Origin of the sequence: Tropicimonas sp. IMCC34043, from assembly GCF_003390845.1 — a bacterium.
GTDB lineage: Bacteria > Pseudomonadota > Alphaproteobacteria > Rhodobacterales > Rhodobacteraceae > Tropicimonas.
Window position 1 is genome coordinate 294,594 of sequence record NZ_QMEK01000002.1, and the last position, 20,166, is coordinate 314,759.

At 64.6% G+C, this 20,166-nt stretch carries 21 protein-coding genes; 9 read left to right on the plus strand and 12 right to left on the minus strand.

Annotated features, from left to right (window positions below; translation table 11 throughout):
* The first annotated feature begins 43 nt into the window (after positions 1 to 43).
* Positions 44 to 1,651: a phosphate ABC transporter substrate-binding/OmpA family protein gene (locus DQG17_RS11150; protein ID WP_232829407.1), complete on the plus strand. Its 1,608-nt coding sequence runs from the start codon at positions 44 to 46 to the stop codon at positions 1,649 to 1,651.
* 30 nt (positions 1,652 to 1,681) lie between these two features.
* Here DQG17_RS11150 and radC read toward each other — a convergent pair whose 3' ends face one another.
* From radC to dnaK, 3 genes are all read right to left on the minus strand, one after another.
* Positions 1,682 to 2,455: a DNA repair protein RadC gene (gene radC, locus DQG17_RS11155; protein WP_116132913.1), complete on the minus strand. Its 774-nt coding sequence runs from the start codon at positions 2,453 to 2,455 to the stop codon at positions 1,682 to 1,684.
* A gap of 46 nt (positions 2,456 to 2,501) precedes the next feature.
* Positions 2,502 to 3,653 (minus strand): molecular chaperone DnaJ, encoded by a 1,152-nt coding sequence (gene dnaJ, locus DQG17_RS11160; RefSeq protein ID WP_116132914.1) that lies wholly within the window; start codon positions 3,651 to 3,653, stop codon positions 2,502 to 2,504.
* A 71-nt stretch (positions 3,654 to 3,724) separates the two neighbouring features.
* A complete protein-coding gene (dnaK, locus tag DQG17_RS11165; protein ID WP_116132915.1) occupies positions 3,725 to 5,641 on the minus strand; it encodes a molecular chaperone DnaK in 1,917 nt (638 codons plus the stop codon).
* Between the two features lie 167 nt (positions 5,642 to 5,808).
* Between dnaK and DQG17_RS11170 the strand changes: the two genes are divergently transcribed.
* Positions 5,809 to 6,441 carry an alpha-ketoglutarate-dependent dioxygenase AlkB gene (locus DQG17_RS11170; RefSeq protein WP_116133171.1) on the plus strand — a complete coding sequence of 211 codons (633 nt, stop codon included), beginning with the start codon at positions 5,809 to 5,811 and terminating at the stop codon, positions 6,439 to 6,441.
* Positions 6,442 to 6,629: 188 nt separating this feature from the next.
* On the opposite strand, the gene DQG17_RS21675 is transcribed toward DQG17_RS11170, so the two are convergent.
* Positions 6,630 to 6,791 carry a hypothetical protein gene (locus tag DQG17_RS21675; protein ID WP_157973586.1) on the minus strand — a complete coding sequence of 54 codons (162 nt, stop codon included), beginning with the start codon at positions 6,789 to 6,791 and terminating at the stop codon, positions 6,630 to 6,632.
* A 185-nt stretch (positions 6,792 to 6,976) separates the two neighbouring features.
* The gene (locus DQG17_RS11175) at positions 6,977 to 7,597 is read right to left on the minus strand and encodes an SH3 domain-containing protein (RefSeq protein ID WP_157973587.1); all 621 of its coding nucleotides are present in this window, start codon (positions 7,595 to 7,597) and stop codon (positions 6,977 to 6,979) included.
* A gap of 263 nt (positions 7,598 to 7,860) precedes the next feature.
* Between DQG17_RS11175 and cysQ the strand changes: the two genes are divergently transcribed.
* From cysQ to galE, 4 genes are all read left to right on the plus strand, one after another.
* Positions 7,861 to 8,661 (plus strand): 3'(2'),5'-bisphosphate nucleotidase CysQ, encoded by an 801-nt coding sequence (gene cysQ, locus DQG17_RS11180; protein ID WP_116132917.1) that lies wholly within the window; start codon positions 7,861 to 7,863, stop codon positions 8,659 to 8,661.
* Complete coding sequence (locus DQG17_RS11185) at positions 8,658 to 9,458, plus strand: 3-deoxy-manno-octulosonate cytidylyltransferase (RefSeq protein ID WP_116132918.1); 801 nt, start codon at positions 8,658 to 8,660, stop codon at positions 9,456 to 9,458. The genes cysQ and DQG17_RS11185 overlap by 4 nt, the downstream gene beginning before the upstream one ends.
* A gap of 220 nt (positions 9,459 to 9,678) precedes the next feature.
* Positions 9,679 to 10,572: a UTP--glucose-1-phosphate uridylyltransferase GalU gene (gene galU, locus DQG17_RS11190; RefSeq protein WP_116132919.1), complete on the plus strand. Its 894-nt coding sequence runs from the start codon at positions 9,679 to 9,681 to the stop codon at positions 10,570 to 10,572.
* Between the two features lie 15 nt (positions 10,573 to 10,587).
* A complete protein-coding gene (gene galE / locus DQG17_RS11195; protein WP_116132920.1) occupies positions 10,588 to 11,571 on the plus strand; it encodes a UDP-glucose 4-epimerase GalE in 984 nt (327 codons plus the stop codon).
* 105 nt (positions 11,572 to 11,676) lie between these two features.
* Here the strand turns inward: galE and ptsN are convergent, their stop codons facing one another.
* From ptsN to DQG17_RS11230, 7 genes are all read right to left on the minus strand, one after another.
* The gene (ptsN, locus tag DQG17_RS11200; RefSeq protein WP_116132921.1) at positions 11,677 to 12,141 is read right to left on the minus strand and encodes a PTS IIA-like nitrogen regulatory protein PtsN; all 465 of its coding nucleotides are present in this window, start codon (positions 12,139 to 12,141) and stop codon (positions 11,677 to 11,679) included.
* A 37-nt stretch (positions 12,142 to 12,178) separates the two neighbouring features.
* The gene (gene hpf, locus DQG17_RS11205; RefSeq protein WP_116132922.1) at positions 12,179 to 12,757 is read right to left on the minus strand and encodes a ribosome hibernation-promoting factor, HPF/YfiA family; all 579 of its coding nucleotides are present in this window, start codon (positions 12,755 to 12,757) and stop codon (positions 12,179 to 12,181) included.
* A gap of 333 nt (positions 12,758 to 13,090) precedes the next feature.
* Positions 13,091 to 13,855, minus strand: a complete 765-nt coding sequence (gene lptB, locus DQG17_RS11210; RefSeq protein WP_116132923.1) for an LPS export ABC transporter ATP-binding protein — start codon at positions 13,853 to 13,855, stop codon at positions 13,091 to 13,093.
* On the minus strand, positions 13,852 to 14,400 hold the full coding sequence (locus DQG17_RS11215; RefSeq protein ID WP_116132924.1) for an LptA/OstA family protein: 549 nt from the start codon (positions 14,398 to 14,400) through the stop codon (positions 13,852 to 13,854). Before DQG17_RS11215 ends, lptB begins: the two co-directional genes overlap by 4 nt.
* The gene (gene lptC / locus DQG17_RS11220; protein ID WP_116132925.1) at positions 14,397 to 15,008 is read right to left on the minus strand and encodes an LPS export ABC transporter periplasmic protein LptC; all 612 of its coding nucleotides are present in this window, start codon (positions 15,006 to 15,008) and stop codon (positions 14,397 to 14,399) included. The genes DQG17_RS11215 and lptC overlap by 4 nt, the downstream gene beginning before the upstream one ends.
* A gap of 3 nt (positions 15,009 to 15,011) precedes the next feature.
* Positions 15,012 to 16,001 (minus strand): SIS domain-containing protein, encoded by a 990-nt coding sequence (locus DQG17_RS11225; protein ID WP_116132926.1) that lies wholly within the window; start codon positions 15,999 to 16,001, stop codon positions 15,012 to 15,014.
* 8 nt (positions 16,002 to 16,009) lie between these two features.
* Positions 16,010 to 16,621 (minus strand): ribonuclease D, encoded by a 612-nt coding sequence (locus DQG17_RS11230; RefSeq protein WP_116132927.1) that lies wholly within the window; start codon positions 16,619 to 16,621, stop codon positions 16,010 to 16,012.
* Positions 16,622 to 16,921: 300 nt separating this feature from the next.
* Between DQG17_RS11230 and DQG17_RS11235 the strand changes: the two genes are divergently transcribed.
* The 3 genes from DQG17_RS11235 (at position 16,922) to DQG17_RS11245 (ending at position 20,164) form a co-directional block, all read left to right on the plus strand.
* Entirely contained in the window at positions 16,922 to 17,428 is a 507-nt protein-coding gene (locus DQG17_RS11235) for a PEP-CTERM sorting domain-containing protein (protein WP_116132928.1), read from the plus strand.
* Between the two features lie 399 nt (positions 17,429 to 17,827).
* Entirely contained in the window at positions 17,828 to 19,288 is a 1,461-nt protein-coding gene (locus DQG17_RS11240) for a peptidoglycan-binding domain-containing protein (RefSeq protein WP_116132929.1), read from the plus strand.
* A 201-nt stretch (positions 19,289 to 19,489) separates the two neighbouring features.
* Entirely contained in the window at positions 19,490 to 20,164 is a 675-nt protein-coding gene (locus DQG17_RS11245; RefSeq protein ID WP_116132930.1) for a hypothetical protein, read from the plus strand.
* Positions 20,165 to 20,166: the final 2 nt, after the last annotated feature.

The following is a 20,166-nucleotide window of genomic DNA, read 5'->3' on the forward strand; positions in this document are numbered from 1 at the left end:
CCGGCGCTGCATTTCGCGGTTGATCGGCGGCGCCGCCGCCGGGATGATCGACGAAAACCAGTCGGGCGGTGCTGTCATGTCTAACGCGATGCTGCTGAGCGCGATGCTGGCGGTGGCGACCGTTCTGCCGCAAGCCGCAGCGGCGCAACAGGAGGCGCCTGTCACGGTGACCTCGCGGGACGGCGGCTTTGTGATAACGGGCACGCTGGCCGGTTTCGACGGGCAGCTTCTGAGGCTGTCGACCGACTATGGCCCGGTGACTGTCGACATCGCCGAGGTGACCTGCGAGGGCGCGGCCTGCCCCGATCCCTCTGCGCCCATGGTTCCCACATTGCGGCTTTCGGGTGCCCCCGCGCTTGGCGCCGTGCTGCTGCCGGCGCTGATCCAGACTTTCGCGGGCCGCCGCGCCGTGTCGTTTGACCGTGCCGATCCTGCGCCCGACCGGATAGAGATTGCGCTGTCTGACGCGGGCGTCCCTGTCGCGCGCTTCGAGTTGACCCTCAGCACGACAGAAGAAGGCTTTGCCGACCTCGCGGCCGACGAGGCCGACATGGTGATGGCAGTGCGCGAGATCCGGGCCGATGAGGCGCAGCGCAGCTTCGATGCCGGGGCCGGGGACCTGACCGGTCCGCGCAGGCTTCGTGTGGTCGCGCTCGATGCGCTGGCGCCTGCGGTCTCGCCCGCCAATCCGTTCGGGGGCGCCTCGTTCCCGATGCTGGCAGGGATCTGGTCGGGCGAAATTGCCGATTGGTCGGCGCTGACCGGGATCGAGGCGCCGGTCGCGGTCCACGACCTTCCGGCCGAGGGTGGCTTTGCGCAGGGCTTCGCGGACCGGGTGCTGGCGCCGGCCGGCCTTGCACCGGCGCCGACGGTCATGCGCCACGACGATGCGGCGGAGCTGGCGCTGGCGGTGGCGCAGAACCCCGCCGCGATCGGCCTCGCGCGGTTTTCCCAGATCGGCAACCTGCGCCCCGTCGCGCTGGTCGGGGATTGCGGGCGGCGGCTGTCACTGTCGGCCGCCAGCCTCAAGGCCGAGGACTATCCGCTGGCCGCGCCACTCGCGCTCTATGTGCCGGCGCGCCGGATGCCGCAGATCTTCCGCGATTTCCTCGATTTCCTCGGCACGCCCGCCGCCGATCTGGTGGTACGCCGGCTTGGACTGACCGACCAGGTGCCGGTCGAGGTCCCGCTTGCCGATCAGGGAGAGCGGCTCGCCAATGCAATTCTCGCCGCGGGCGAGGAGGTCAGCCTCGGCGATCTGCAACAGATGCTTGTCGAACTGGCCGACACGCGGCGGCTCTCGATCACCTTCCGGTTCCGCGGTGGCTCGACCCGGCTCGATCCGATGTCGGAATCCGGTGTCGACCGACTGGCCCGCGACATTGCCGCGGGGATCTACGATGGCCGCCAGATCCTGTTTGCAGGCTTCTCCGACGGCGACGGCGCGGCGGCAGGCAACCGAGAGATAGCCCTGCGGCGGGCCGAGGCGGTTCTGGCGGCGGTCCGCGAGGAACTGCAGCGGCTCGGCACGCCACCCGGTGCCGGCCCGGCGCTTCGCGCCGAGGGCTTTGGCGAGGCTCTGCCGCTTGCCTGCGACGACAGCGACTGGGGCCGGCAGGCGAACCGCCGGGTCGAGGTCTGGCTGCGCTGAGCATGGCGCCGTGGCGGTACAGGCCTGTGTCTAAAGGTACCCGTCGGCGCGAAAGCTCAGCTCGCGTTCCTTGCCGATGATCAGATGGTCGTGCAGCGTCAGCCCCAGCGCAAGGGCCGCATCTTCAACCGAGCGGGTCATGGTGATGTCGGCCTCGGACGGGGTCGGATCGCCCGAGGGGTGGTTGTGCACCAGGATCAGCGCCGAAGCGTTCAGCTCCAGCGCCCGTTTGACGACTTCGCGGGGATAGACCGGTACGTGATCGACGGTGCCGCGCGCCTGCTCCTCGTCGGCGATCAGCACATTCTTGCGGTCAAGATAGAGCACCCGGAACTGTTCGGTCTCGCGATGCGCCATCGTGGTGTGGCAATAGTCGAGCAGCGCGGTCCAGCCCGACAGCACCGGCCGGTCGATGATCCGGCTGCGCGCCAGCCGGTGCGCCGCGGCTTCGACGATCTTCAATTCAAGGATCACGGCATCGCCGACGCCCTGGATCGCGCCAAGTCGCGCCGCAGGGGCCGAGAGCACGCGGTTGAAATCGCCGAACGCCTCCAGCAGCCGGCGCGCCAGCGGCTTTACATCCTGACGCGGGATGGCGCGAAACAGCACCAGCTCCAGCAGCTCGTAGTCCGGCATCGCCTGCGCGCCGCCGTTCATGAACCGCGCGCGCAGCCGGCGCCGGTGATCGCGGATATAGGAGGGAAGCCGCCCCGCCGGCCCATCGGGCGCGATCGGTTCTGGCGCGGCCTCGTCGCCGTCGAACAGCGACATCGGCCTCTCGGAAAAGGAATGGTCGCGGCCCATGCCGCGACCCTCTCAGATCATGCTGAACGAAACGTTAATCGCCCCGTCAGCCCTTCATCTCGTCCCAGAACGACTTCACCTTCGAGAAGAAGTTGGTCGAGGCCGGATTGTTTTCCTCGCTCAGGCGTTCGAACTCGCGCAGCAGTTCCTTTTGCCGGCTGGTCAGGTTGACCGGGGTCTCGACCATCATCTCGATGAACATGTCGCCCGAACCGCCACCGCGCAGTGCCGGCATCCCCTTGCTGCGCAGACGCATCTGCTTGCCGGTCTGGCTGCCCGGCGGGATCTTGACCCGGCTGCGGCCGCCGTCGATGGTCGGCACCTCGATGTCGCCGCCAAGTGCGGCCACCGTGATGCTGACAGGAACCTGGCAGAACAGATGCTGGGCGTCGCGCTTGAACAGGTCATGCTCGGCAACCTCGAGGAAGATATAAAGATCCCCCGACGGGCCACCGCGGCTGCCGGCATCACCCTCGCCGGCGAGCCGGATCCGGGTGCCGGTCTCGACGCCTGCAGGAATGTTGACCGAAAGCGACCGTTCCTTCTCGACCCGGCCGCTGCCGTGGCAGGTATTGCAGGGGTTCTTGATGATCTGGCCAAGCCCCGAACAGGTCGGGCAGGTGCGTTCGACGGTGAAGAATCCCTGCTGGGCGCGCACCTTGCCCATGCCCGAACAGGTCGGGCAGGCGACAGGTTCGGCACCACCCTCGGCACCGGTGCCCGAACAGACCGAACAGGCGACAGAGGTCGGCACCTTGACGCTCTTCTGGACGCCGGTGAAGGCCTCTTCCAGCGTCACCCGCATGTTATAGCGCAGGTCCGATCCGCGCGCGGCGCGTTGCCGTTGGCCGCCCCCGCGCTGACCGCCCATGAAGTCGCCGAACAGATCGTCGAACACGTCTGAAAACGCCGAGGCGAAATCGCCGTGCTGCTGGAACCCGCCCCGCTGGCCGCCGCCGCCGCCCATGCCACCATCGAATGCCGCATGGCCGAACCGGTCATAGGCCGCCTTCTTGTCGGCGTCCTTCAGCACGTCGTAGGCTTCGTTCGCTTCCTTGAACTGCGCCTCGCTGTCGGGTTTGCCAACGTTGGTGTCCGGGTGCAGCTCCTTCGCCTTCCTGCGATAGGCTTTCTTAATTTCCTCGGCGGTCGCGCCGCGTGCGATGCCGAGAACCTCGTAGTAATCACGTTTTGCCATCGGCCATCCTCATCCCTCCAATGCAGGAACCGGCCCGGTTGCCCGGACCGGTTCCCCGGAGGTTCTGCCGCTTACTTGCGGGCGTCGCCGCCGAGATCCTCGAAGTCGGCATCGACGATATCGTCGTCGACGCTGCGGGGCTCGTCCTCGCCATGAGGCGCGGCTTGCCCGGACTTCTCCTGCTCGGCCTTGTAGATGGCCTCGCCCAGCCGCATCGCGGCCTCGGTCAGGTTCTGGATACCGGACTTGATCTTGCCGATGTCGTTGCCTTCCAGCGCTTCTTCCAGCGGACCCATGGCCAGTTCGATCACCTCGACCGTCGAGGGATCGACCTTGTCGGAATGCTCGGCCAGCGACTTCTTGGTCGAGTGAAGCAGCCCCTCGCCCTGGTTCCGGGTTTCGACCAGTTCCTTGCGGGCCTTGTCGTCCTCGGCATGGGATTCGGCGTCCTTGACCATCTGGTTGATCTCGTCGTCCGACAGACCGCCCGAGGCCTGGATCGTGATCTTCTGCTCCTTGCCCGTACCCTTGTCGCGGGCCGAGACCGACACGATGCCGTTGGCGTCGATGTCGAAGGTCACCTCGATCTGCGGAATGCCGCGCGGCGCGGGCGGGATGCTTTCGAGGTTGAACTGGCCGAGGATCTTGTTGTCGGCCGCCATCTCGCGTTCGCCCTGGAACACCCGGATCGTCACCGCGTTCTGGTTGTCCTCGGCGGTCGAGAAGATCTGGCTCTTCTTGGTCGGGATCGTGGTGTTGCGGTCGATCAGCCGGGTGAACACGCCACCGAGCGTTTCGATGCCAAGCGACAGCGGGGTCACATCGAGCAGCACCACGTCCTTGACGTCGCCCTGCAGCACACCGGCCTGGATCGCAGCACCGGCGGCCACGACCTCGTCGGGGTTGACGCCCTTGTGCGGTTCCTTGCCGAAGAACTTGGTCACTTCCTCGACGACTCTGGGCATCCGGGTCATGCCGCCGACCAGAACGACCTCGTCGATATCGCCGACCGACAGGCCCGCATCCTTCAGCGCCGCCTTGCAGGGGTCCATCGACTTCTTGATCAGGTCGCCCACAAGCTGTTCAAGCTTGGCGCGGGTCAGCTTCATCACCATGTGCAGCGGCGTGCCGCCGTTCGGATCCATCGAGATGAAGGGCTGGTTGATCTCGGTCTGCTGGCTCGACGACAGTTCGATCTTGGCCTTTTCGGCGGCTTCCTTCAGCCGCTGCAGCGCCATCTTGTCCTTGGTCAGGTCGACGCCGTGTTCCTTCTTGAACTCGTCGGCCAGGTACTGGACGATCCGCATGTCGAAGTCTTCGCCGCCGAGGAACGTGTCGCCGTTGGTCGACTTGACCTCGAACAGGCCGTCGTCGATTTCCAGGATCGTCACGTCGAAGGTGCCGCCGCCAAGGTCATAGACCGCGATGGTCTTGCTTTCGTCCTTGTCGAGGCCATAGGCCAGCGCCGCGGCAGTCGGTTCGTTGATGATCCGCAGCACTTCCAGACCGGCAATCTTGCCGGCGTCCTTGGTGGCCTGACGCTGGGCGTCGTTGAAATAGGCCGGAACCGTAATCACCGCCTGGGTGACTTCCTCGCCCAGATAGGATTCGGCGGTTTCCTTCATCTTCTGCAGGATGAAGGCCGAGATCTGGCTCGGAGAATATTTCTCGCCCCGGGCCTGAACCCAGGCGTCGCCATTGCCACCGTTGACGATGGTGAAGGGGACGATCTTGCGGTCCTTCGCGACCGCGGGGTCGTCTTCGCGGCGCCCGATCAGGCGCTTGACGGCGAAGATGGTGTTCTCGGGGTTCGTGACGGCCTGCCGCTTGGCGGGCTGACCCACGAGACGTTCATTTTCAGTAAAGGCGACAACCGACGGAGTCGTGCGCGCGCCTTCGGAGTTCTCGATCACCCGCGGCTGCGACCCGTCCATGATGGCGACGCAGCTGTTCGTGGTACCGAGGTCGATCCCGATGACTTTGGCCATATGTACTACCTCTTCTTTCGGCGATGTTACGGGCCCAGGCCCTTGCAGGCTCCCAAGCCCCTATCCCAACGCGGCCGGGTGGCTGCCCCGCCGTGCATCTGGGCGTATATAGGAGTGGAGTATTGACCCTGCAAGCGTGGATGGCCGCCGGATATGCTGAGAAAAACATGAAAAAAGAGGCATCGAAGCGATCCGTCGAGCCAGATCTGACGATCCGCGGGGTGACGGTGTTTCGCGGCCTCGTGCCCTCGGAGGTGCAGCGGGCGCTGGTGGACGATCTGCGCGAAGTCGTGGCCAGCGCGCCGCTTTTCCGGCCCGAGACCGCGCGCGGCCAGAAGATGTCGGTGCGCATGACCTCGGCCGGGTCGGTCGGCTGGGTCAGCGACAGGCGCGGCTATCGCTATCAGGAACTGCATCCCTCGGGCCTGCCCTGGCCGCAGATTCCGCCCCGCGCGCTGGAGATATGGCGCACGGTCTCGGGCAGCGACCGGCTGCCCGACAGTTGTCTGGTCAACTTCTATGACGCCGATGCGCGCATGGGGCTGCATCAGGACCGCGACGAGGCCGACCTGACCGAGCCGGTGGTTTCGGTTTCGCTTGGCGACGAGGCCTTGTTCCGGCTCGGCAACCTGACCCGCGGCGGCAGCACACAATCCGTCTGGCTGCGCTCGGGCGATGTCGTGGTGCTGGCGGGGGAGGCGCGCCTGATCCACCACGGGATTGACCGCCTGCGTCCCGGCAGTTCGACCCTGCTTCCGCAGGGTGGGCGCATCAACCTGACCCTGAGGGTGGCGCGCTGACGGGGTGGAAAGGGGGGAGGGGATGTCAGAAAGGGGACGGGATGAAAAAACGTCCGGACCGCTGTTCCTGTGGCAGGGTCCCCGCCCCGCATCCCCTGCCAGCCGAATCAACGGCAGGCGCATGGTTCAGGCCCGGACGTCACGATCCGATCGCGACGCCCGAACCCGATAGTCTCAAGACGGCGGCGTCAGCGGCCGGCCGGCTTGTTCGGCTGGTCGGCTACGGTGCCGCTGTATTCATGGTAGGTGGCACCATCGGTCGGGGGCGTGCCGCCGTTGGGGGTGTCGCAAGCCGACAGCAAGAAGGTCCCGACGAAGAGTGCGAGAAGTCCAGCCGTACGAGTTTTCATGGGTTTTTCCCTTTAAAATTAACGCCAGATGTGCTGACAACACTCTTCCCAAACGATCTGAAAGTCCGAAGAAATCTGAAGAACGGGTGTTGCTGGAACCGACCCTAGTCGCTCGCCACTTTCCGAACAAGTCTGGCGATCCGGCCGCGACGCAATGTGCAATCTTTTTCGCGGCTTGCGTCCGGCTATCGCCTGTCCAGAGTGCAGCAGCCGTGGGCGAGGCCCATTTTCCCCTCGGATTGCCGCATCAGGGTGATCCGCCATCCAAAATGTCGGTCCGACATGCCGTCGCTGCAACTCCCGGCCTCGATCACACCCGAAAGCCTGACGCCTTCGCGGGCCAGATCGAAGCCGAAACCCTGGCGTCCCGGCGGAACAGGGGTGGCGGCCGCCTCTACCGGCACCGCCGGCCATACCTCGTCGGGCGCCGAGACGCTGGCCGACCCGCCCCGGAAGCCGATCCGCCAGAACGGCTCGGTCCCAAGGCAGGTCATCCCATCCGGGATTATCCCCTCGGGCCAGGGATCGGCCGCCAGATAGGCCATCGCGACCCAGCCGTCGCCCTCGCCCATCCCGATCCGCCCCCAGCGCCCCGAGGGATCGAGCGCCGTGACCTCGACCCCGCCCTGTCCCGGTTCAAGACCTCCGAGGATCGCGGCCGACGCACCGGGTGCGCTCCGGACGTTCAGGACGTCGTCTGCCGCCACACCCGAGACATGATGGAGGGTGGGGATAAAACCCTGTTCCGCTGCGGCCGGCGTGGCGGCGACGAGCAGCAGGACGAAGCAGATGGGACGTGGTGTCATGGCAGGACCCGGGGGCATGGTGAGGGATCGGCGTATCGATACATAATTGTAATGTGAAAATTCGATGAAATGCGCGGCGAAGTGCCCGCATCCTGTTCCCATTAACGGATTCTGGCGCCACAACAGTATAAATTTCGGGTGAATCGATGTCTGGAGCGATTTTCGACAGACGTTGGGACAGGGACAACTTGCCGATCCCGTGCCGGCTGACGATAAGGGGTGCGTCGCGAGACTCCCCACCCCGTCCCGCAAGGAGATTGAGAATGGATTACGCCCGTCTGACCGAGGTGATACGGCGCCTGGCGCTGGAGGCCGGCGACCGGATCATGGAGATTTATGGTGCCGACGATTTCGAGGTGCGCTCCAAATCGGATGCGAGCCCTGTCACCGAAGCCGACGAAGCCGCCGACGCGCTGATCTCTGCCGGTCTGGCCGCGGCGTTTCCCGATGTCCTGGTCGTGACCGAGGAACAGGCGGAGTCTCATACCGAGTCGGCCGCCAACTTCCTGATCGTCGATCCGCTTGACGGCACAAAGGAATTCGTCAAACGGCGTGGCGATTTCACGGTGAACATCGCCTATGTCGAAAACGGCGTTCCGGTCCGCGGTGTGGTCTATGCACCGGCCAAGGGCCGCCTGTTCTATACCGACGCCGAGGGGCGCTCGGTCGAGGAAACCGGCGATTTTGCCAAAGACACGGTGGGTCCGGTGACGCCGCTGTCGGTCAAGGCACCCGACAATTCAGCCCTGCTCGTCGTCGCATCGAAGTCGCACCGCGATCAGGCGACCGACGACTATATCGCGAAATACGCGGTCAAGGACATGACCAGCGCGGGGTCCTCGCTGAAGTTCTGTCTGGTCGCTGCGGGCGAGGCCGACCTCTATCCGCGGCTCGGCCGCACCATGGAATGGGACACAGCCGCCGCCGATGCCGTGCTGCGCGGTGCGGGCGGCAAGATGATCCGGTTCGAGGACCAAGGCGCGTTCACCTATGGAAAGCCCGGCTATGCCAATCCGTTCTTCATCGCCTATGCCCCGGGTGTGGAGTTGAAGCCGGCCAAATGAGCGTTCTCATTGTCATTCCCGCGCGCTTCGCTTCGCAGCGGTATCCGGGCAAGCCGCTGGTGCCGCTGCGCGGCGCCGGTGGTGTGGCGCGAACGCTGATCCGGCGCAGCTGGAATGCGGCAATGGCGGTTCCCGGCGTCGACCGTGTGGTCGTGGCCACCGACGACGACCGGATCCGTGCCGAGGCCGAGGGCTTTGGCGCGGAGGTGGTCATGACCTCGTCCGATTGTGCCAACGGGACGGAACGATGCGCCGACGCGCTCGACCGGCTGGGCATGGCGGCCGAAATCGTGGTCAACCTTCAGGGCGACGCGCCGCTGACGCCTGCGTGGTTCATCGCCGATCTGGTGGCGGCCCTGAGGGGCGCGCCCTGGGCCGCACTGGCCACGCCGGTGCTGCGCTGCGACGGCGCGAGCCTTGCAGCGCTTCGCGCCGACCGCGCCGCCGGCCGCGTAGGCGGGACCACGGCAGTGTTTGACCGGCAGGACCGGGCGCTCTATTTCTCGAAGGAAGTGATCCCCTTCACCGATGACGACTTTGCGCCCGACGCCCCGACACCGGTGTTTCATCACGTGGGCGTCTATGCCTATCGTCCCGACGCGCTCGGGGCGTATCCGTCCTGGCCGCGCGGGCCTCTCGAACGGCTCGAAGGGCTTGAGCAGTTGCGGTTTCTGGAAAACGGGCGCGATGTTCTCTGCGTCGAGGTCGAGGCGCGCGGACGACGTTTCTGGGAACTTAACAACCCCGAGGACGTTGACAGACTCGAGACCATGATGGCCGAGATGGGTATCGAGTGAGTGGTATGTCTGAAACGCCAGATACTCGGGCATCTGCCGCCGCAGGTCACACTGCCTACCCTGTGGGCCGATGTGTCGCTGCGTTGCAGCACATTTGCACGGGACATTTCGGGCGGGAAATCGCTAAGGTGCAGGCGAAAATTGCACTATGGATGGCCCAGGAATATGACCTAAAGTCAATTTCGCTGAGGCAATCGGAGATCTAAAGAGGATGTCGAATATGAAGCGTAAGGTTATCAAGGCCGTATTCCCTGTGGCAGGCTTGGGTACCCGTTTCCTGCCGGCGACCAAGTCCGTTCCGAAGGAGATCATGACCCTCGTCGACCGGCCGCTGATCCAGTATGCCATTGACGAGGCGCGGTCCGCCGGCATCGAGGAGTTCATCTTTGTCACCTCGCGGGGCAAGAGCGCACTGGAAGACTATTTCGACTCGTCGCCCGAGCTGGAAAACACCCTGCGACGCAAGGGCAAGGACGACCTGCTGAAGGTCCTCGAACATACCAACATGGAAAGCGGCGCCATCGCCTATATCCGTCAGCACCAGGCGCTTGGCCTTGGTCATGCGGTGTGGTGCGCGCGTCGGCTGATCGGTGACGAACCCTTTGCCGTGATCCTGCCCGACGACGTCATCGCCGGCGAGAAGAGCTGTCTGCAGCAGATGGTCGAGGCCTATCAGGAAACCGGTGGCAGCATGGTTGCGGCCATGGAGGTTCCCTACGAGAAGACCTCGGCCTATGGCATTCTCGATGTCTCCGAGGACATGGGCCAGAAGGTCAGGGTCAAGAGCATGGTCGAGAAGCCCAAGGCCGAGGATGCGCCCTCGAACCTTGCCGTGATCGGCCGCTATATCCTCAGCCCCGACGTGATGGAGAACCTCAACCGGATGAAATCCGGTGCGGGCGGCGAGATTCAGCTGACCGACGCGATCGCCGACGAGCTGGAAGCGGGGCGCGATGTCTTTGGCTTCCGGTTCCGCGGCCAGCGGTTCGACTGCGGCTCCAAGGCGGGCTTCCTGCAGGCGACTGTCGCCTTCGGTCTGGCCCGTCCCGAGCTGCATGACGAGTTCCAGCAGTATCTCGACGAGTTGATGGCGCTGAAAAGTGCTGCACAATAGGCGCCTGAACCGAGAATGACCAAGATCCTGGTAAGCGGGGGCGCGGGCTATATCGGTTCGCACGCCTGCAAGGTGTTGGCGCGCGAGGGCTATACCCCCGTGGCCTTCGACAACCTGTCGACCGGCTGGGAACAGGCGGTCAGATTCGGTCCGCTCGAGGTCGGCGATCTGCTGGACCGGGCGCGGATCGACGAGGTCTTTGCCAAACACAAGCCGGCCGCCGTAATGCACTTCGCCGCCCTGAGCCAGGTCGGCGACTCGATGAAACAGCCGGGTCTCTATTGGCGGGAAAACGTGCTTGGCGCAGTCAATCTGGTCGAGGCGGCGGTCGCGGCGGGGTGCCTGAACTTCGTCTTTTCCTCGACCTGCGCCACCTATGGCGATCAGGACGGGGTGGTTCTGGACGAGGCAAGCCTGCAACTGCCGATCAACGCCTATGGCGCCTCGAAGCGGGCGATCGAGGATATCCTTGCCAATTTCGGTGAGAGCTTTGGCCTGAAACGGGTGATTTTCCGCTACTTCAACGTTGCCGGTGCCGACCCCGAGGCCGAGGTGGGCGAGTTTCATCGCCCCGAGACCCATCTTATCCCATTGATGTTGCAGGCAATCGATGGCCAGCGGCCGGCGCTGACGGTCTATGGGACCGATTACGACACGCCCGATGGCACCTGCATCCGCGACTATGTCCATGTGATGGATCTGGTCGAGGCGCATGTGCTGGGCCTCAAATGGCTTGAGGCCGGCAACGGCAGCCGCGTCTTCAACCTCGGGACCGGGACCGGTTTCTCGGTGCGCGAGGTGATCGAGGCAAGCCGGAGCGTCACCAACCGGCCCGTGCCCGTGGTCGATGGCCCGCGACGCCCGGGGGATGCGGTGCGTCTGGTCTCTGGCAGCCGCCGTGCGATCGATGAGCTTGGCTGGAATCCGCAGCGATCGACCATGCCCGAGATGATCGGCGACGCCTGGCGCTGGCATACGAGCGGCGGTTACGGCGACTGAGCCGTCGCGGCGCTCGTCCTGTCGTCGACAGGTGGCGTGAATGCGGTTAACTTCAGAACAGTGCCAACCCAGGGGCGGTGCCGGAAACGGCGCGGCCCGCCGCGTTCAGGCCGCCTGCGGTGACAGACCGGCCGCCAGCACGGCATAGATCGTGGCGGCATTGTCATTGGCGCGCAGTTTGGCACAGACCGCCCGGTCGCGCATGGTGCGCGAGATCAGCGCCAGCGCCTTGAGGTGTTCGACCCCCGCATCCTCGGGCGCGAACAGGGCAAAGACCAGATCGACGGGCTGGCGGTCGACCGAATCGAAATCGACCGGACGTTCCAGACGCAGGAACACGCCGCGGACCTTGTCGGCGCGGGCCAAGCGGGCGTGGGGAAGGGCAATGCCATTCCCCACGCCTGTCGGACCGAGGCTTTCGCGTTCGAGCAACGCTTCCACGGCGCGCGGTCCGTCAAGGCCATAGGCAGACTCGGCAACCTCGCCAAGGCGCTGGAACAGCCGCTTCTTGCTGCTGGCCTCGGAAATCACCTTTACGGCCTCTGGTCTCAGAAGGGTCGACAGTTCCATGGTTCCTGTTCTTACCCCATCTTCGCCTCAGGCCGGATCAGTTGAGGGACTTCGGGTCGATCCAGCCGATGTTTCCATCCTCGCGGCGGTAGACCACGTTGATGGTGTCCTTTGCTTCGGGACGGAACACCAGAACCGATGCGCCCAGAAGCTCCATTCGCATCACGGCCTCTCCGACCGAAAGGCGCGGAATCTGGGTTTCCATCTCTGCGATGATCATCGGCTGAAGCGTATCGGGTTCTTTGTCTTCGGCCCCATCCTCCGATGCGGCGAGGATATACGAGGCTGCGCCCGAGACTTCAACCGGCTCTTTGTGGTCCTTGTAGTGATCCTTCAGGCGACGCTTGTAGCGGCGGAGCTGCTTGTCGAGCTTTTCGCGGCAATCGTCGAAGGCAGCGTAGATGTCGTTGGCCCGACCGCCGGCCTTCGCGTTCAGACCAGTCGAAAGATGCACGGTCGTCTCGCAATGGAACTCGTGCGCCCGCTTTGAAAAGATCACCTGAGCATCGACGGGGCGCTCCGAATATTTTTCGACCGTCTCACCGAGCTCGGATTTGACGTGGGTCTGAAGAGATTCACCGATGTCGATCTGATGACCGCTGATCTGGTAACGCATCTCGCCTCCTTGAGGTTCTGATTTATGGTCCGCTCACCTTCTGGCGAACGTCCCGGATTGTGAAGCCGGAAAAGCAGAAGAGCGTGGCGGGGCATCCGAATGTCGCGGCAGGTACCGTGGCGGGTCGACCGACCTCGACTCGACGCTGCACGGAGCGGCTTTGGACAAGTCGTCGGTACGGTGCGGATGCGGGGCTGCGTGCACATTTTCCGTATCTGGCGTCCGTTCGACCGCGCCTGTCAACGTCTTCTCGCCGAAAAATGGTTAAGACTTCGCAAATGATCGCGACCCGGCCCGCCGACCGGGTCGCTGCGCGGTCGCGCCAGGGCGGTGTCAGCCGATGCGGAAGTTCTGGCCCAGATAGACGCGGCGGACGTTCTCGTCGCGCACCACGTCCTCGGCCGTGCCGCTCATCAGCACCTTGCCGTCGTGCAGGATATAGGCGCGTTCGACGATTTCGAGGGTCTCGCGCACGTTGTGGTCGGTGATCAGCACGCCGATGCCGCGGTTCTTCAGATCCATGACCAGATGGCGAATGTCGCCGACCGAGATCGGGTCGACCCCGGCGAAGGGTTCGTCGAGCAACAGGTACTTCGGCTCGGCGGCCAGGCAGCGGGCAATTTCGACCCGCCGGCGTTCGCCGCCCGACAGCGACAGCGCCGAGGCGCGGCGCAGATGTTCGATCCCGAACTCAGACAACAGGTTCTCGAGCCGCTCGCGCCGCTTGTGGCGGTCGGGTTCGGTGATTTCGAGAATGGCGGTGATATTGTCCTCGACCGACAGCCCGCGGAAGATCGAGACCTCCTGCGGCAGGTACCCGATGCCGACCCTTGCGCGGCGGTACATCGGCAGCGTCGTGACATCGCGCCCGTCGATCTGCACGCGCCCCGACTCGGGCGTGATCAGGCCGGCGATGGAATAAAAGCACGTGGTCTTGCCGGACCCGTTGGGACCAAGCAGCGCCACCACTTCGCCGCGCTGGAGCGACAGGGTAACGTCGTGGATCACCGGCCTGCCGCGATAGCTCTTACGCAGTTGAACGACCTGCAGCCCGGTCGAGCCCGGCTCTTCCGTCAATCCGCGGGTCGGTCGGCTCATTGCGCGGGCTCCGCGGGGGGCGTGGCGCCGTCCTTGGTATCCTTGTTGAACAACACCCGCACCCGGCCCTCCATCACGCCCTTCCCGGTGTCGAGGTTGACGGTCAGCGTATCGCCTGCGACGGCATTCTCTCCCTGGGTCACCACGACGTCGCCGGTTATCACCACCTCGCCTGAATCGAGCGTATAGGTGGCCTCCTTGCCCTCGGCAGCCTCGACCCCGTTGAACAGCGTCACCCCCCCGGTGGCGTGAACCCAGCGGATCTCGGTCTCGCCAAGGGCGTTCTCGCCGTATTCGACGTCCGCCACCGCGGCGGTCATGCGCAGCGCGCCCTGGCTGACAAAGACATTGCCGGTGAACTTGGCCCGGTTGTCGTACTGGCTGAGATCGAGCCGTTCGGAGGTCACCTCAACCGGTTGCGAGCGGTCCTGCTTGGACGCGGTCAGCCCGATCTGTGTGCCCTGCGCCGCGCCGATGCCAGGCGAAAGAAGCAGGAGAGGAGCGGCAAGCAACAATGTGCGGGCAATCACGGAAACGAACCTCATTCGGTTTTCGGCGTGTATATCAGTTTCACGCCGTCCTGGAAAACAACGACGACCGCATCGGGGTGGTCGGGGTCGGGTGTGACATTCATGCGGCCGGCGTCGATCTTGCCAAAGGGGCCGGTTCCGGTGACCGGCCCGGCACTTTCCATATCGATCTGGTCGAGCGCAGAGGTGAGATCGTCGGTCACGATGGTGTAGCCGGTCGAGGTTGTCACGCGGACATTCCCGATCAGCCGTGCAAGCGACTTGCCGGAAAAGATCGTGCCGCTGTCGGACTCGACCTCGATCTGTCCGCCATCTGCGGTCTCGAGCGTGCCGCGCATGCGCGTCGTGTCGACGATCGTGCTGTCCTCTGCCCGCGGGAACGCGGTGTCGGCCCAGACCCTGATCGCGCGCCCGTCGTTTGTTGTGCCGTTGAACATCGGCCGGTCGATCCGGCGCTCGCTGACCATTTCCTCGAGTTCCTGTTCGGAATAGGGCGGCGGATCCGCCGGCCCGTCACGGCGCGGCACCAGAAACAAGGTCGACAGCAACCCGAGCGCCACGATCGGCAGGATCACCTTCAACCAGGCAACCACGTGGGAATGGAGGTTGTCGGCGCGTGCCATGGCTCAGACGATGCCGGCGCGAAGGCAGTCGTGGATATGCAGGATACCCACGGCGCCGGACGGCGTCCCGCCGGGTCTCGGTGCGGGCACGACAAAAAGGCAGGTGATCTTGCGCGCATTCATCAGCGCCAGCGCTTCCTCGGCCAGCGAGTCGGGCAGGATGGTGCGCGGATGCGGTGTCATCACCGCCTCGGCGCGGCAGTCGAGCAGGCCGACCATGTGGCGCCTGAGGTCGCCGTCGGTGACGATCCCGGCAAGGGAGCCATCGGCTTCGGTCACGCCCACCACGCCGAAGCCCTTGCGCGTCATCTCGAGCAGCGCCTCCTGCATCGGGGCATCGCGGGCGACCAGCGGCAGATCCGCGCCGCTGTGCATCAGGTCCTCGACCCGCGACAGCCGGGCGCCGAGGCTGCCACCGGGATGAAAGTCGCGGAACATCTGCGGCGTGAAGCGGCGGTGTTCCATCAACGCCACCGCCAGCGCATCGCCAAGCGCCAGCGTCATGGTGGTCGAGGTGGTGGGCACGATCCCGTTGCCGCAGGCTTCGGGGGCCTCGGGCAACAGCAGCGCGATATCGGCCCGGCTGAGCAGATTGCTGCCCGCGCGTTCGGCGACGCCGATCAACGGAATGCCAAAGCGGCGGGTATAGGCGATCATGTCGGCCAATTCAGGCGTCTCGCCCGATTTCGACACCAGCAACGCCACATCGCCCGCCGCCATCATGCCGAGATCGCCGTGGCTCGCCTCGGCCGGGTGGACAAAATAGGCGGGCGTGCCGGTCGAGGCAAAGGTCGCGGCGATCTTGCGCGCAATGTGGCCCGACTTGCCCATGCCCGAGACGATCACGCGGCCGCGCGCCTCGAGGATCAGTTCGACAGCGCGCACGAATTCCGACCCGATCGATCCTTCGAGAAGGCCAAGCGCCTCGGCCTCGCGCTGGATCACCTGTCGGCCGGTGGCCAAAAGCGTTTGGGGGTCGGGCCGTTCCTGCATGTTCTGGCTCAATGTGAAAAGACGTCGATCTCGGGCCAGCCGGCAAGGTCGAGCTGCGCCCGCGTCGGCAGGAACTCGAAACAGGCCCGGGCGATACCGATCCTGCCCTCGCGCTCCAGCATCTCGTCCAGAATGGCCCGCAGGCGATGAAGGTGGAGCACGTCCGAGGCGGCATATTCCTGCTGGGCCGCCGTCAGCAAGGGCGCGCCCCAGTCGCTCGACTGCTGCTGCTTGGAGAGGTCGATGCCGAGCAACTCCTGGCACAGGTTCTTCAGCCCGTGCCGGTCGGTGAAGGTGCGCACCAGCTTCGAGGCGATCTTGGTGCAATAGACCGGCGCCGCCAGGGCCCCGAAGGCGTGAAACATCACGGCGATGTCGAACCGGCCGAAATGGAACAGCTTGAGTACGGCGGGATCGGTCAGCAGTCGTTCGAGGTTGGGCGCCGATGTCTGACCCTGTGCGACCTGCACCAGATGGGCGTTGCCATCCCCGCCCGACAGCTGGATCAGGCACAGCCGGTCGCGGTGCAGGTTCAATCCCATCGTCTCGCAGTCGATGGCGACGACAGACCCCAGGTCGAGATCGTCGGGCAGATCGGAGTGATAGAGGAAAATTGCCATGTCTGGTCCGGCTGGCTCTTGTCTATCTTCACCGGTGTCCTGATTTTGGCCGATTGTCCAGATTGCATGCGGTCGCGAAGCGATTTGTTGGTGGGCCGGTGGGGGCGCGGCGCCCCGGCGCAGGCGGGCCGGGCGAGCGAAGCGGCGCCATGCAAAGCCGCCCGGGGTCGCGGTCGCCCCATTGATTCATTGTTAACGTAAACGGTTCAGAAATTAACTGGTCATTGCGGCTGCAAGCAATTATATAGGGTAGCGACGTCGCAGAGATGGGACGATCGACGATGTAACGACCGAACGGTGATGCCGGATCCCGACGACGGGCCGGCGCCGAGCGGGGCGGCAGGGATGTTCCTGTCGCTGTTTTTGGGTTTTCGGGTCTTCGGGTTGTCCGGTTTCCCTGGTTCTTGGTTTTTGGTTTCGAGTGTTGACATGAATGCCCAGTTTTCCGACCTTATGTCTGTTGACCCGTTAGGGTTTCAATGCATTCCCGAGGATCTGCTTGATGCCGCCTTTGCTCGGGCGGACAAACCGGTTCTGGTGCCGCGTACCTGCGACACCGGAGATCAGTTCTTGGATCCAGGGGTTCTGGCACAGCTTCTGGGGCACACCCCGTCCGCCGAGGAATGGTCGCAGTACCAATGGCGGTACCTGCATTTTTATGGGCTCTCGACGACATCGCTTCCCGGCAAGCTGCTCTATTCAGACAACCCCAGTCCGGTGCCGGTGCCGGGGTCGTCCGTCGGCTTGTTGACGGCTATGCTGATCGTGGCCTTCGTCGGTTTCGTCCGCCGCAGGCGCCACGCCTGACCAGCCGACGCGGGTGCCTGCCCTATCCGGATTGCTGACGATGACGCATGGCCAATGCGCCGCGCCGACCCGGCACCGGGGCGCAGTGCGGCAGTTGCAATGGCGCGCCTTTCGGCCAAACCCGGGCGAATCGCTGACACCGAAGTGGCTGTTTTCGAACAATGGCCGTCACCCCGGGTGATCTCGCCAGCGCCATCGAGATCCGCTTTCGCCGCGTCCGGTTAGCCAATTTTTCATTCAATTTCAAAAGTTAATCCGGGGACTCGCGGGTATCCGCCGGGGGATGCCGGATTTTGTCCTGTGCATGAATCGGCGAAAAGCTGTAACATGCTCATAGACAGATAGAGACAGCGCACAGAAAATTTCGGCGCGAAATTGGATACCGAAAGGACTTGACAGATGCTCAGGAATTTTGCCGTTGCCGCCGCTACTGCCGCATTGGTTTCGGTCCCGGCGCCCCAGGCGAGCGCCGGAAACAATTTTGGCAAGGTTGCAGCCGGGGCTGCGGTGGGTCTTGGCATAGCTTGCGTGACCGGCGTGATCTGCAAGAAGCAACAGCAGACCACGCAAAGGGCGCCGTCCAGCGGCGGAACCAAGAAAAAGGCGGCGCCGCAGATGAGCGCAGCGGAGCGGGCCCAGCGTCAGGAAAACAAGGACGTCCAGACGGCGCTCAATGCCTTCGGTTTCAATGTCGGCACCCCCGACGGCGTGTTCGGAAAGAACACCTACGCGGGCATGCGTGATTACCAGGCCTTCATGGGGTACCCTGTGACCGGCGAGCTCGACCCCTATCAGAAACAGTTCCTGCTTGAGAGCCAGCAGCGCGCCGTGGCTTCGGGCGCCTATCCGACCCGCGATATGCTGAAGGCCTATCAGAACGAGGCCAGGGGTTATTCCAACGGCTACGGCGCGCCGAACGGGGCAAATCCGGGTACGGGATACAACGACACCAACGGCTATGCCGGAAACGGTGGCTACAACACGAACGGCGGTTACAACGGTAACGACGGCTATGCCGGAAACGGCGCCTATGGCGGCAGCAACGGCTATCCGGTGCCGCCGCCGGCTGTTGTTCCGCCGATGGCGAACCAGCCGGTGCCCGCGACGACCGACATCAAGCTGCCGATCCTGCCGACCCGGTCCGGGGGGCTTGTCGGTTCCGGCGGCGGCTCGATGGCCGATCGTTGCGAATTGGTCGATCTTCTCAGCCAGTCGAGCGGCGTGATCCAGGCCGTGAACATCACCGATCCCGATCAGGCGCTCAGCCAGCAGTTCTGTGCCATGCGCGGCTATGCGATCAGCGAAGGCCAGAGCGTCATGGCGGCCTATGGGGTCGATGACGAATCGATGCGGTCCGAGGTCTGCGGACCGATCGCGCTGCAGATGGCCGAAACAGGCGCGATGACCGGCGAATCTTCGCCCCAGGTAGCCGCCGCCAAGGCCGCCGAGATCACCCGCGGTCTGGGTGTCGACGATCCGAGTGCTGCGCGCGACTATGGCCGCATGTGCCTGAGCGTCGGCTATCGCGTCGACGACCCCGAACTGGCTGCCGGCGGTGCGCTGATGATGCTGGGGCAGGGCGATTATGCCTATGCCGAGGTCATCGCCCACCACCTGCGCGAGGGCTTCGGCGTTCCGGCCAATTCCGCTGCCGCGGTGCCGTGGTACGAGACCACGATCACCACGCTCGAACGTGGCGGGCAACCGGCGTTCCTGCCGACGCAGTCGGCGGGCCGGGTTGCGGTGATGCGCAACGTGCTGGCGATGGGCGGCATGCAGGCGGCCAACGACGGCGTGCTTCCGGGCGCGGTTCCGGTCAGCACCGGACCCGTCCTCCCGGTCCTGAAAAAAGGGAACTGAGCCGCAACGGCGCCGTTCCCCGGCTGGTTCAGGCCCTGGCGTCTTGCGCCGGGGCCTTGTCTTTTCGGACCGGTCTGGTGCCGGACCGCTCGGGGTGCGCGTGCCCTGCCTGAGTGGCAGGTGTCATTGGCACGGCCCGCCGTTTTCGTTGACCCGAAAAATCACGTGTTGTTAGATACCCGGGTGCTGGGGATAGTATCGATGCGTCTTTTCCTTTTTCTTTCTGCCATTTGTCTTGTCCTGATTGTAACCGGTTCAGCGGCGCTGGCGCTGAAGGCCTGCGGTGTGACCCTTCCCTTCGGGCTTGGTGCCTGGTCGGCTTGCCGGACGGCGCCCGATTATGCCTCGCTCGATCGTCTTGCCGCATTGAAGGTCGAGCGCGGGGATCTGCGCGCCCGCATTTCGGTGCTCGAAAACGACCTCGGCAAGATCCAGTGCGAGGCAGATGCGCAGACGCCCCCCGCCTCGGTACCCGCCACCATCGACAAGGACGCCTTCCAGCGCCGGGATCTGGCGGCTCTGTCCGGCTGCTGGCAGTTGATGACACAATTCGACGTGCGCAACGCGCGCACCGGCAAGTCGACCACCTATGATCGCTGGGCCGTATGTTTCGAACCGGACGGAACGGGAACAGAGGTTCTGACAGCCACCGATGGCACCACCTGCGAGGGTCCGGTTGCTGGCGCCTTCGACACTTCCGGCAGTTTCGAGATCAGCAAGCCCGGGAAACTGGACTGCAGCGACGGGACGTTCATCTACAAGACGCAGGCCTCGTGCAATCTGGACGGTGCCGGGCGCGCGATCTGCGATCTCTATCAGCCGGAAACGGGCGGGACCGACCGGGTCGAACTGCGCCGCGGAACACAGGAGCCCTGAGA